Annotated in this window: 11 protein-coding genes; 6 read left to right on the forward strand and 5 right to left on the reverse strand. The window is 64.4% G+C overall.

The genetic code is table 11. The annotated features are described in order from the left end of the window. Window positions 1-268: 268 nt before the first annotated feature. Window positions 269-1,519, forward strand: a complete 1,251-nt coding sequence (locus IVA82_RS34235; protein ID WP_247383901.1) for a cyclopropane-fatty-acyl-phospholipid synthase family protein — start codon at window positions 269-271, stop codon at window positions 1,517-1,519. A gap of 12 nt (window positions 1,520-1,531) precedes the next feature. Here IVA82_RS34235 and IVA82_RS34240 read toward each other — a convergent pair whose 3' ends face one another. After that, a complete protein-coding gene (locus IVA82_RS34240; protein WP_247383902.1) occupies window positions 1,532-1,738 on the reverse strand; it encodes a transcriptional regulator in 207 nt (68 codons plus the stop codon). A gap of 554 nt (window positions 1,739-2,292) precedes the next feature. On the opposite strand from IVA82_RS34240, the gene IVA82_RS34245 reads away from it, so the two are divergent. Next, complete coding sequence (locus IVA82_RS34245; RefSeq protein ID WP_247383903.1) at window positions 2,293-3,795, forward strand: replicative DNA helicase; 1,503 nt, start codon at window positions 2,293-2,295, stop codon at window positions 3,793-3,795. 51 nt (window positions 3,796-3,846) lie between these two features. Then, the gene (gene alr / locus IVA82_RS34250; RefSeq protein ID WP_247383904.1) at window positions 3,847-5,121 is read left to right on the forward strand and encodes an alanine racemase; all 1,275 of its coding nucleotides are present in this window, start codon (window positions 3,847-3,849) and stop codon (window positions 5,119-5,121) included. Between the two features lie 11 nt (window positions 5,122-5,132). On the opposite strand, the gene IVA82_RS34255 is transcribed toward alr, so the two are convergent. Beyond that, window positions 5,133-5,351, reverse strand: a complete 219-nt coding sequence (locus tag IVA82_RS34255; RefSeq protein ID WP_247383905.1) for a hypothetical protein — start codon at window positions 5,349-5,351, stop codon at window positions 5,133-5,135. 41 nt (window positions 5,352-5,392) lie between these two features. Here IVA82_RS34255 and IVA82_RS34260 point away from each other — a divergent pair, with 41 nt between their 5' ends. Then, complete coding sequence (locus tag IVA82_RS34260) at window positions 5,393-6,163, forward strand: exodeoxyribonuclease III (protein ID WP_247383907.1); 771 nt, start codon at window positions 5,393-5,395, stop codon at window positions 6,161-6,163. Between the two features lie 6 nt (window positions 6,164-6,169). Here IVA82_RS34260 and IVA82_RS34265 read toward each other — a convergent pair whose 3' ends face one another. Beyond that, window positions 6,170-6,538 carry a GFA family protein gene (locus IVA82_RS34265; protein ID WP_247383909.1) on the reverse strand — a complete coding sequence of 123 codons (369 nt, stop codon included), beginning with the start codon at window positions 6,536-6,538 and terminating at the stop codon, window positions 6,170-6,172. A 264-nt stretch (window positions 6,539-6,802) separates the two neighbouring features. Between IVA82_RS34265 and IVA82_RS34270 the strand changes: the two genes are divergently transcribed. Next, window positions 6,803-7,528, forward strand: a complete 726-nt coding sequence (locus tag IVA82_RS34270; protein WP_247383911.1) for a sulfite exporter TauE/SafE family protein — start codon at window positions 6,803-6,805, stop codon at window positions 7,526-7,528. Window positions 7,529-7,534: 6 nt separating this feature from the next. Here IVA82_RS34270 and IVA82_RS34275 read toward each other — a convergent pair whose 3' ends face one another. Both IVA82_RS34275 and IVA82_RS34280 read right to left on the reverse strand, forming a co-directional pair. Further along, window positions 7,535-9,607, reverse strand: a complete 2,073-nt coding sequence (locus IVA82_RS34275) for a bifunctional diguanylate cyclase/phosphodiesterase (protein WP_247383912.1) — start codon at window positions 9,605-9,607, stop codon at window positions 7,535-7,537. Window positions 9,608-9,623: 16 nt separating this feature from the next. Beyond that, window positions 9,624-10,781 (reverse strand): ABC transporter substrate-binding protein, encoded by a 1,158-nt coding sequence (locus IVA82_RS34280; protein WP_247383913.1) that lies wholly within the window; start codon window positions 10,779-10,781, stop codon window positions 9,624-9,626. Between the two features lie 200 nt (window positions 10,782-10,981). On the opposite strand from IVA82_RS34280, the gene radA reads away from it, so the two are divergent. Beyond that, entirely contained in the window at window positions 10,982-12,427 is a 1,446-nt protein-coding gene (radA, locus tag IVA82_RS34285; RefSeq protein WP_247383914.1) for a DNA repair protein RadA, read from the forward strand. Window positions 12,428-12,509: the final 82 nt, after the last annotated feature.

Consider the following 12,509-nt stretch of genomic DNA (forward strand, 5'->3'; position numbering starts at 1 on the left):
TTATCTCCATGAAATCCGAGGGGTGCAGCCGGCATCGGGTGCGGCGGGTCACCTTTTAGCGGATTGAGCCGCGAATGGAAGCAGGCTCATCGCGCAAGCATGTGATTACCCATTTTCGAATATCGGCTTTGAACACAACGCAGTGGCGGGAAAACGCACAGTGCGTAGATTTAGATGCAAACGCATAGGAACCGACCGGGCGCCTTGGCGTCAGATCTGAAGGCCGGATCAGTCGCATCTTTCGGGTTCGCTCGAGAGGAAGGAGTCCATGGACCGTTTGTTGCTTAAATGCCTGTCTCAATTCATCCGCCGCGGATCGATGACGGTGACCTGCGCGAGCGGTTGGAAGTTCACCATCGGCGACGGTTCCGGAGAGCCGGTGGAAGTCCGCTTCGCCACTGCGGATGCGCAACGCAAGATCCTCGTCAATCCCGAACTTGGGCTTGGCGAAGCCTACATGGACGGCGAGTTCGTCGTCGAGCGCGGCACCATAGCTGATGCCCTCGCAATCCTGCTCGATCAACCCGACCTATTGCCGCAGTGGGCAAAGCCCTGGTGGCACCTTCGCTATCTGACGCGGCACCTGAAGCAATTCAATCCGCGCTCGCGCTCCCGCAGAAATGTTGCGCACCACTACGACCTCGACGGCCGGCTCTATTCGCTCTTCCTCGACGCCGACAAGCAATATAGCTGCGCCTATTTCGAGACGCCGGTGACCTCGCTTGACGACGCACAACTCGCCAAGAAGCGCCACATCGCCGCAAAGCTCCTCGTAAGACCCGGCCACCGTGTGCTCGATATCGGCTCGGGCTGGGGCGGCCTCGGCCTCTATCTCGCCGAGATTACGGGCGGCGACGTCACTGGCGTCACGCTGTCGACCGAGCAGCTGCAGGTCGCCAATGCGCGAGCCGCCGAAAAGGGGCTGGCCGGATCGGCCAAATTCCTGCTCCAGGATTATCGCGACGTCGACGGACGGTTCGACCGCATCGTCTCGGTCGGGATGTTCGAACATGTCGGCGCCAGCTTCTACGACGCCTTCTTCAAGCGCTGCGCCGAACTCCTGGCCGAGGACGGCGTCATGCTGCTGCACTCGATCGGCCGCTCACAGGGGCCGGATTCGACCAATCCCTGGATCGCAAAATACATCTTCCCTGGCGGCTACATCCCCGCGCTGTCGGAGGTGCTCCCGGCGATCGAGCGTGCGGGGCTGCTGATCTGCGACATCGAGATCCTGCGACTGCATTATGCCGAGACGCTGAAGGCCTGGCGGGATCGGTTCATGGCGCGGCGCGAGGAGGCTGTGCAGCTCTACGACGAGCGTTTCGCGCTGATGTGGGAGTTCTACCTTGCGGCCAGCGAGATGACGTTTCGCAAGCAGGGCATGATGAACTTCCAGATCCAGCTCGCCAGGCGCCAGGGCGTGGTCCCGATGACGCGCGGCTACATTGAGCGTGAAGAAACCCGGCTGCGCGCCATTGAGGGCGACGCCAAGCCCAGACTGAAACTGGCGGGTGAATAGATCCTACAGGTCCTAATGACGCAGGCGCGAGACCGGAAAAAGCTTGGAGGCGGCGGGGACGGCCAGATGCGCCTGCAGCTGCGCGAGGGTTTCGGTTCCGACGGGCTCGCGCCGGATTTCGGGCCGCGCGGCCTGCTCCATGGCGGCGATCAGCCCCGACAGCCAACGCCGGCTGCCCGCCTCGCTACGCCAAATCTGGCGCTGCCGTTCTGGCCGCATCGCCTTACCTCGTCTCGCCTGACGGCGGGTGTCCGGGAACAACCCTCTGCCCGCCTGGCCGTTCCGGTCGCAAACCCCGAAAGAATCCGGAGAGATGTGATCTGTTTCACATAAGTCTGGTCGGCCCTGGCTTAGACTGACGCCATGAGCAAAGAGACCCAAACCTCATTCGACGTGCAGGACGGCCTCCGCACCGATTACGCGCTGATCGCCACAGGCGTCGGCGCGGCTCTGATTGCGCTGGTCTATCTCCTGCTGGTCTGAACCCGAGCCGCAAACCACCCGCGCGCCCGAGTTGCGCGCGCTTCTGGTAGGTCGACGCGCCGACACGTAAGGTTCACTTGATCCGGATTTTTCCGTGGCGGCGCGGCGGCCAGTGCAGCCCCGGCGAATTCCACGAAAATCCGTCAAGCGCCGCGCATGCTGCGACCACTAGTCATCCACCATTTTAACTGAGCGGTTGATAGCGGTGAGCTTTCGCTTCCGCTTCCGCCGCGGTCGGCGCTTTATCGCCGCCCCGCATCCGCCCAAAAAATTGTTAAGCACGTCTGACCATGGCCCTGACTGATTCGAACGTCCTCAAACTCGCGCCCGATGCCGGAACTCCGGCCTACCGGAGCGCGCCGCATAATATCGAGGCGGAACAGAGCCTCTTGGGCGCGATCCTGGTCAACAACGACGCCTTCTACCGCGTCTCCGACTTCCTGGAGCCGAAACACTATTTCGAGCCGCTGCACCAGACGATCTTCGAGACCGCCAGCAGCCTGATCCGGATGGGCAAGATTGCGACACCCGTCACGCTGAAGACCTTCCTGCCTGCCGATACCGACGTCGGCGGCATGACCATCGGGCAGTATCTGGCGCGGCTGGCCGCCGAAGCGACCACGATCATCAACGCCCAGGACTACGGCCGCACCATCTACGACCTGGCGCTACGGCGCGACCTGATCGGCATCGGCGAGGACATGGTCAATGTCGCCTATGACGCCCCCGTCGACTTCGCGCCGCGGGCGCAGATCGAGGACGCCGAGCGCCGCCTCTACGAGCTTGCCGAGTCCGGCCGCTATGACGGCGGCTTCCAGAAGTTCTCGCAGGCCCTGACGGTCGCGGTCGATCTTGCGGCGAAAGCATTCCAGCGCGACGGCAAGCTGTCCGGCATTTCGACGGGGTTGCGCGACCTCGACACCAAGATGGGCGGCTTGCAGCACTCCGACCTCATCATCGTGGCGGGCCGTCCCGGCATGGGCAAGACCTCGCTTGCGACCAATATCGCCTACAATGTCGCTCAGGCCTATGTCCCGGAACTCCAGGCGGACGGCACCATGAAGGCCGCCAATGGCGGCGTCGTCGGTTTCTTCTCCTGCGAAATGTCGGCTGATCAGCTTGCCACCCGTATTTTGGCCGAAAGGAGCGGCATCCCGTCCTCCCACATCCGCCGGGGCGGCATTTCGGATGTCGAATTCGAGAAAATCCGCGAAGTTTCGGTCGAGCTGCAGTCGCTGCCCTTCTATGTCGACGAGACCGGCGGCCTGTCGATCGCGCAGCTCATGGCGCGGGCGCGCCGGCTGAAGCGGCAAAAGGGTCTTGACCTCATCGTGATCGACTACATCCAGCTGCTGTCCGGCTCGGGCAAGCGGAGCGAAAATCGCGTGCAGGAAATCACGGAGATCACGACCAGCCTGAAAGCGCTGGCCAAGGAGCTCAGCGTCCCCATCATCGCGCTGTCGCAGCTCTCGCGTCAGGTCGAATCCCGCGAAGACAAGCGGCCACAGCTCTCGGACCTGCGTGAATCCGGCTCCATCGAGCAGGACGCCGACGTCGTGCTGTTCGTGTACCGCGAAGAGTACTACCTGGCCATGAAGCAGCCGAACCTTGGCACCGAAGAGCATCACAAGTGGCAGATGGAGATGGATCGTGCGCTAGGTAAGGCCGAAGTCATCATCGGCAAACAGCGTCACGGTCCGACCGGCACTGTTCCATTACAATTCGATTCTATGGTCACCCGTTTCGGCGATCTCGCCGAGGGGAGCCAGGTGCCTGATCGCAGCGACTACTAAGTTCCTTGGGTTGTACAGCGCCTGCCTCTTGCGTAAAACGGCGTCATGACAATGGCGTCCGAACCGAAAATGACCCTGCAAACCGGCCTTCTCTCTGCGGAGGCCAATCAGGCTGCCGCGCTCGCTGCCTTCGGCGGCGTGCTCACCGTCGATCTTGACGCCATCATCGCCAACTGGCGCAAGCTTGAGAAGACGGCAGTGCCTGCCGAATGCGCGGCGGTGATCAAGGCCAACGCCTATGGTTGCGGCACCGAGCAGGTCGCCCGCGCGCTGAGCAAGGCCGGCTGCAAGACCTTCTTTGTCGCCACCATCGAGGAGGCCCGCACGGCACGCGCAGCAGCGCCGGAGGCCGCGATCTATGTGCTCGGCGGCTATTTTCAGAACACCGGCGAGCACTACGCAAAAATCAACTGCCGCCCGGTGATCGGCGATCTCAACGAGCTCGCCGAGTGGGACGTGTTCTGCCGCCGCACCGGATGGTCCGGGGGCGCTGCGATCCACATCGACACCGGCATGAACCGGCTCGGGCTGACGCTTGCGGAAGCGCAGGCGATCATCCCCCGCATCAATGCCGGCGATCATGGCATCACGCTGGTGATGAGCCATCTGGTCTCGGCCGAGCAGCTCAACAGCCCCGTCAACGCCAAGCAGCTTGCGGCTTTCCGCGGCATCGCCAGCGAATTCTCCGGCGTACCGGCGGCCCTCGCCAATTCCTCCGGCATCTTCCTCGGTGCGCCGTTTCAGTTCGATCTGGTACGGCCCGGCGCCGCGCTCTACGGCGTCAACCCGACGCCGGAGGCCGACAATCCGATGCAGCCGGTCGTGGACCTGAAGGCGCGGATCGTGCAGGTCCGCAATGTCGAGCGTGGCGAGGGCGTCGGCTATGGCGGCACCTGGACGGCGCGGCGGCCGACCAAGCTCGCGATCATCGCGGTCGGTTATGCCGACGGCTATTTCCGCGCCGCCAGCTCCAATGACGGCACGCGCGGCGCCGAGGTGATCGTCGCGGGCAAGCGCTGCCCCGTTGCGGGCCGCGTTTCCATGGACCTGATCGCGATCGACATCACCGATCTGCCGCCGAACGCGGCACGGCGCGGCCATTTGGTGACGCTGCTCGGCGACGGCATCACCGTCGACGAGCTCGCGCATCACTTCGGCACGATCGGCTACGAGGTGCTGACCAGCCTCGGCCGCCGCTACGCCCGCATCTACAAGGGTGGCAATGTGGTGGAGCCGTTGGAGCGGCCGGTTGCCGCGCAGGCCGCCGAACAGCCATCTTCCCCGCCGGTCGAGCAGCCGGCAAGCCCGCCGCCGCTGCCGAGCTAGGAGCTCGCCGCTTACTTCTTTTTCCTGCTGTCCAGTGCCGCCTTGCAGGTCGCGCTGAGCTGATCGCGCTTGCCGTTGAGGCAGGCGAGGATGCCGCCGCCCGGTGCGAGGCCGGCGCAGAATTTGTCGTAGTCCGCCTTGCACGCGCCGCGCGGATCGGCCGATTGTGCTGAAGCAGCCGCGGAGACTGCGACGGCAAATGCGATAGCGGCGAAGTTCAACTTGGACATTGTCTCTCCGGTGTCGGAACGTGCGAGGCGATCAGCTCTACATGAAGATTGCGACATTCAACATCAACAACATCAACCGCCGCCTGCCCAATCTGCTGGCATGGATGCGCGCAGCAAAGCCCGATGTCGTCGCGCTTCAAGAGTTGAAGGCAAGTGATGGCGAATTTCCGGCGGCGGCGCTCGAGAAAGCCGGCTATGGCGCAGTGTGGCGTGGACAAAAGACATGGAACGGCGTCGCCATCCTCGCCCGTAATGCCGAGCCCGTGCTGACGCGCGATCGGTTGCCGGGAAAACCTGGCGATCACGAAGCGCGCTACATCGAGGCCGCCGTGCGCGGCATCATCGTCACCAGTATCTATCTGCCCAACGGCAACCCGCAGCCGGGGCCGAAATTCGACGATAAGCTCGACTGGTTCGCGCGTCTCAAGCGCCACGCAAAGACTTTCATCGAGCAGGATCTGCCCGTGGTGCTCGCCGGCGACTACAACGTCGCGCCGACTGCGATCGATATCTATCCGACGCGGTCGTGGGACAAGGATGCCCTGATCCAGCCAAAGAGCCGCGCGGCCTATGCCTTGCTCGTCGCGCAAGGCTGGTGCGACGCGATCCGTGACCTCAATCCGGACAAGCGAATCTACACCTTCTGGGACTACAAGCGAAACCGTTGGCCGCGCGATGCGGGCCTGCGGCTCGATCATCTCCTGCTCAGCCCTGCCCTCGTCTCGCGCCTGGCCAAAGCCGGCGTCGACAAGACGGTCCGCGGCGAGGACGGCGCCAGCGATCACGCGCCGGCGTGGGTGGTGCTGCGGTGACGGCGCTCACCACAAATTCTTGCCGTCGATCACATTCACTGGTACCGCGTCCAGATCGAAATCGTCGAACAAGCGCGCGTTGACGCCGATTTTCGGATTGTCGAAATCGGGCTTGCCGGTCGACCAGTCCGGCGATTCCGAATAGGTGCCGCAGCCGCAGCTTGCACAGAAATGATGTTTGACGGTGCGGCTGCCCCAGAGATAGGTCGCAACGTTCTCTGGCGGCGACAGCAGGCGGAACTGCGCCGGCTTGTAATAGGCCCACAGCGCGCCCCGCTTGGCGCAGAGCGAACAGGTGCAGCGCGTCACGCTCGCCGGCGCCTCCGTCACCTCGAACACCGTCTCACCGCAATGACAGCTTGCCTCAATCGGCATCACCTGCGCCCTCCACTTTTGTCAGGAGGTGGTCGTAGCCGGTGGCTGCTGCCAACATGCTGTCAGCAGCGCGCGCCGCCGCCCTGCGCGTTCAAATGCGCTGCGGCCTCCGGCCAGCCGACCATCCAAAATATGAAAAACAACCCCATGCACAGTAGACGACCGTAGTCGAATCAATGCCTTACGCATGTCCGCGAGTGCGGTTTGACTTGTCGGGCAAAACACCGGCACGATCCTATCATCGAAGACTTGCCCCCTACTCCCTTGGCCTTCCTGTTCGTTCTCACCGTCGGCCTCGTCGCCGGCACCATCTCAGGCATTGTCGGCACCGGATCGTCGATCATGCTGATGCCGGTGCTGGTCTATGCCTATGGGCCGAAGGAAGCCGTGCCGATCATGGCCGTGGCCTCCGTCATGGCGAATTTCTCGCGCATTCTTGCCTGGTGGCGCGAGGTCGATTGGCGGGCCTGCGCGGCCTATTCGGTGACGGGGATTCCGGCCGCCGTGCTCGGCGCGCGCACGCTGCTGGCGTTGCCTTCCCACGCGGTCGATCTCGCCATCGGCATCTTCCTGATCGCGATGGTGCCGGTGCGGCACTGGCTGGCGCGCCACGACCTCAAGGCCAATCTTTGGCATCTCGCAATCGGCGGCGCGATCATCGGCTATCTCACCGGCATCGTCGTTTCGACCGGCCCGCTCAGCGTTCCGCTGTTCCTTTTCTATGGCCTGAGCAAGGGCGCATTCCTCGCAACCGAGGCTGCCGCCTCGCTCGGCCTCTATTTCGCAAAGTCCGTGACCTTCGAACGTTTCGGCGCGCTGACGCAGGATGTCTTCATCAAGGGCCTGATCGCTGGCTCCTCGCTGATGGCGGGCGCTTTCATCGCAAAGCGCTTCGTGCTGCACCTGAAGCCGGAGATGTTCCGCCTGGTGATGGACGCCATCATGATCGCGGCCGGACTCTCGATGCTCTGGAACGCGACACAGCCATAGCCGCACTCAGGCGGTGAATTCGGGCGAGATCGACGGACTATCGATGAGGCGGGTCGTTTCGGTGATCGTCTCAGTCTTCCCGGACACCGCCTGCCCCGCAAGCCATTGCAGCACGGCCTCGAGCGGCTGCGGCCTATGATAGAGAAAGCCCTGCCCGAACCTGACGCCCATCTCGCGCATGGCCTGCGCCTGCTCAGCCTGTTCGATACCTTCGGCGACCAGCGTGAGCCCGAGCGTGTCCGCGAGCGATGCGATCACGCCAACGATCGCCTTGTCCTCGGCGCTTTGCGGGATCTCGCGAATGAAGGCCTTGTCGATCTTGACCTTGTCGAGCGGAAAGCGGCGAAGATGGGCGAGCGAGCTGTAGCCGGTGCCGAAATCGTCGAGCGCGATCGTGGCGCCGAGGCGCCGCAGGCGTTGCAGCGTCTCGGACGCACTGGCGATATTGTTGATCAGCGAACCCTCGGTGATCTCGAGTTCGAGCGACGAGGCCGGGACGCCGAAACGCGCGCAGGTCTCGCGCAGCTCGGCGGCGAGCGAATGGTCCGCAAGCTCGGACGGCGGCAGATTGATCGCGATCCGGATGTCCGCCTTGCCCGCGGCGGCCAACCGTTGCAGCGCGCTGCAGGCGTCGGTCAGCACGTAGCGCGTCAGCCGCGCGTTGTGGCCGCTGCGCTCGATCAGGGGCAGGAATTCGCCGGGACCGATCACACCATGCTCGGGATGGCGCCAGCGGATCAGCGCCTCCAGGCCGACGACGTCCTGGGTGTCGAGATCGACCTGGCTCTGATACCAGACCTCGAACTGCCGCCCTGAAAAGCCGGTGGGAATGGCAAGCTCGAGATCCCTGCGACGGCGGTAGTCGCGCTGGAGCACTTCGTCGAGCACGGCGACGGTGCCGGGCGCCCTGCTCTTGACATGGTAGAGCGCGATGTCGGCGAGCGCCGGCAAATGCGAAAGCTCGGGATCGTCGGCGCGGCGCACGGCAACGCCGATGCTGGCGCGTGGGGCGACCTGCTTGTCGTGCAGCCGGATCGGCTCGGAGATGGCATCCGATAATCGCTTTGCAAAGGCCTGCGCGGCATCCTCGTCGCTGACCTCGGGCCGAATAACCACGAATTCGTCGCCGCCGAGCCTTGCGACCCAATCTCCTGCTTCGACTGCGCCGCGAAGCCGTTCGGAAATGCAAACCAGGAACTTGTCGCCGGCATCATGACCGAAAGTGTCGTTGATGCCCTTGAAGTCGTCGAGATCGATGAAGCAGAACGCGACCAGGGCGTCGGATGAACCCGTATCCCGCCGCTCGACGGCCAGCCGCTCAGTCAGGGACCGGCGATTGGGCAGCCCCGTGAGCGGATCATGCGAGGCCATGTGCTCGAGCCGGTCGAGCGAGCCTGAAGTCGTGTGCTGCATGGCGTTGAAGGCGCGCGCGAGCTGGCCAAACTCGTTCGACGATCTGATGTCCGCCGGATAGGCGCGGCTGTCCTGCTTGCTGCGCTGGATCGCCGACATCATGACGGCCAGCGGCCTGCCGATGAAGATGTTGGCCGAGATCCGCATCGCAACCACGGTCGCAAACGTTCCGAGCAGGCCGACGACGAGGAGCAGCACCAGCCGGCTGCCCGTGCCCGCGTACAACGTCGCATGGGAGTAGGCGATCGCGATGCGGCCGGCTTGAACCGCCATATTGCCGTTGCTGTAATTGATCGGACGCGAGACCTCCGTGACGGCCTGCCCCGCCGGCCGTGCCGCCACGCGGGCAATCGCAACGCCGGTGTCGTCATAGACGGTCGCCGCGGCGATCGTCTCGTCATGCATGATCTCGTTGAGCACGCTGGTGACTTGCTCGTAACGCATCTTCCAGAGCGGCTCGGCAATCAGTTCGGCGCGGCTGTCGGCGATGCGGACAATGCGGGCGTCGAGCTGCCTGATCTGTGACCAGAAGCTCGAGACCTCGACACCGGCCGAAGCCAGCAACTGCACCAGCAGCAATACCGGCACGGTTGCCCAGATCATCGCGCGGACGACCGGGCGCGAGCGCGAAGGCGCCGCCTGCCCCCTGCTATCCGGATCGGTCATCCCGTCACCATCCACATCAATCACCGGCGCCATCCGGGACCGACAGCGATGAGACGAGCGCATCCACCGAGAAATCGTAGCGGCCGCATGCTCCGGCCTTCGCCCTGAAACGGGCGAAGTCGATCCGGTCGAAGGCACGCGTCTTGATGAGGTCGTCGACCGAAACGAGATTATTGCGCGTGATTGCGGACGTCTTGACCTCGACGTGAGACGAACTGGCTGCGAAATCGCAGCCATCGGCATAGTCGCGCAACAGCACGATGGACCAGCCGCCGAGCAGGAAGTGCCCACCGTCGGTCAATAGCAGACGGCCTGCCCTGATCTCGCGCAGCGCGTCTTCCGACCAGTTGAGGCCGACGACCTGAATGTCCTGGCCCGGCGCGAGGCCTGCGGCCACGATGGCCTTGAGCGCTCCCAGCGCCATCGGATCGTTCCCGGCCCATATGCCGGCGGGCCGGATCCCCTTGCGCGACGACCAGCTCAGATAATTCGCCGTCACCTGCTCGGCTTCGGATTGCGTCCAGTTAGCAAACAGCATCCGATCCACCACCACGTCAGGCGCCGCCGCCACCGCGAGCTGAAGACCGGCGTTACGGGCGATCGAGGCCGGCGTGATCTCGTCGCCGCCAATGCCGAGAATGTGGATCTTGCCGTCAGGGCTCTGCCATTTTTCGGAGCGCGCCGCGCCGATCAGCGCATTGGCCATCCGCGCACCCGCGGTTTGAAGATCGGTCGTGATATCGCCGAGCCAGGTCCTTAGCGTTTGACGCGGCGGTCCGAGGCGGGCCGCATCATCGCCGATCAGCGTGTTCGACAGCAGCAGCGTCTTGACGCCGGCAGCGTCGGCCGCCTCCAGGATCGGAACGGCAGCCGATTCCTCGTTCGACAGGATGAGGACGTCGGGCTTGTCGCTACGTGCGACCACGCCGAGCCCGAGCTCCCGCATGGTGCGGTAATTGCGTTCGCTGGTGAGCACCTCGACATGCACGCCGAGCTTACGGCCGGCGGCCTGCATGGTCTGCGCGACCATGTCCCAATAGACCTCGCCGGTTTTGCCCGGATTCACGAAGACGACGCTGAGGGGTCTTGAATCGGCCGCGCCGGCTCCGCCGACCGGCGTGAGCACGCCGCAGGCCATTCCCACAGCGAGCAATATCCGCAACACTACCGTCATTCTTTTCGTCACCCCGTATTGGTTCCGAAACTGGACCCGCGTCCGCTAACATTTGGCAAAGTCCGGTGCGGAGCGGCGGCGTAAAGCTAACAAAGGGTGTATCAGGCGTGTTGAACCGCGGTATTTGAGTGCGGTCGAATTCGCGCTCGGCCCGCCATTCCGTGCTATCAGCAAGTCCAAGCTCCTCGAATCCCTTTCCCATGGCCAAGAACACGCTTTCCTTCGTCTGCCAGAACTGCGGCGCGGCCTATAACCGCTGGCAGGGCAAGTGTGAGTCCTGTGGCGAGTGGAATACGCTTGCCGAGGAGGACACGACCGGCAGCGTGCCGGTGTCGATCCGCTCCAAGCGCAAGGGACGGACGTTTGCGCTGGAGAGCCTGTCGGGAAAGACCCAGGATGCACCTCGCCTGTCCTCGGGCATGACCGAGCTCGACCGCGTCACCGGCGGCGGTTTCGTCCGCGGCTCGGTGTTGCTGGTCGGCGGCGATCCCGGCATCGGCAAATCGACGCTGCTGACGCAGGCGACGAGCCTGATGGCGCGCGCCGGACATCGCATTGTCTACATCTCGGGCGAAGAAGCCATCGCTCAGGTGCGCCTGCGCGCCGAGCGGCTCGGGCTATCGGATGCGCCGGTGCAGCTCGCCGCCGAGACGTCGGTGGAAGACATCGTCTCGACGCTGTCGGAAGGTGCGGTCCCCCGGCTCATCGTGATCGATTCGATCCAGACGATGTGGACCGACACGGTGGAATCGGCCCCCGGCACGGTGACGCAGGTGCGCGCCTCGGCGCAGGCCCTGATCCGGTTCGCCAAGAAGACGGGCGCGGCCATCATCCTGGTCGGCCACGTCACCAAGGACGGCCAGATCGCCGGTCCCCGTGTGGTCGAGCACATGGTCGATGCGGTGCTGTCTTTCGAGGGCGAAGGCTCGCAGCAATTCCGCATCCTGCGCGCCGTGAAGAACCGTTTCGGACCGACCGACGAAATCGGCGTGTTCGAGATGACGGGCCTCGGCCTGCGCGAGGTGACCAACCCGTCGGAGCTATTCCTGTCGGAGCGCGACCTCGGCACGCCGGGTACCGCGGTGTTCGCGGGGATCGAGGGCACAAGGCCGCTCCTGGTCGAATTGCAGGCGCTGGTGGCGCCGACCTCGCTCGGTACCCCGCGCCGGGCCGTGGTCGGCTGGGACCCGAGCCGGCTCTCGATGGTGCTCGCGGTGCTGGAGGCCCATTGCGGGGTCAAGCTGTCCGGCCACGACGTCTATCTGAACGTGGCAGGTGGCCTGCGCATCCACGAGCCCGCCGCCGATCTCGCCGCCGCGGCCGCGCTGGTGTCGTCTCTGGTTAATGCGCAGTTACCGACCGATGCGGTCTATTTCGGCGAGATATCGCTCTCCGGCGTGGTCCGCCCGGTGGCGCAGACCCCGGCCCGGCTGAAGGAAGCGGCCAAACTCGGCTTCCAGCGCGCCGTGCTGCCCGAATCGGCCCGCGGCGAAGTCGGCGGCGACGCCGGGCTCTCGCTCAACGCCATCAACAGCCTGACGACCCTGGTGGCGGAAGTAGCCGCCCGTGGCTCTCGCCGGGGCGAATCGAGCGTGCCCGCGGAGAAAAATGCCACACCGGCAAGATTCCGCCGTGGAGAGGGTTAGGTGGAGGTGACGTCCCCCGCCCCCACCGCTATACAGCCGTCACAAAAGCAGCACGGGATTGCGTGGTTACGGCCTTGCCGGG

It is taken from the genome of Bradyrhizobium sp. 142, from assembly GCF_023074015.1.
GTDB lineage: Bacteria > Pseudomonadota > Alphaproteobacteria > Rhizobiales > Xanthobacteraceae > Bradyrhizobium.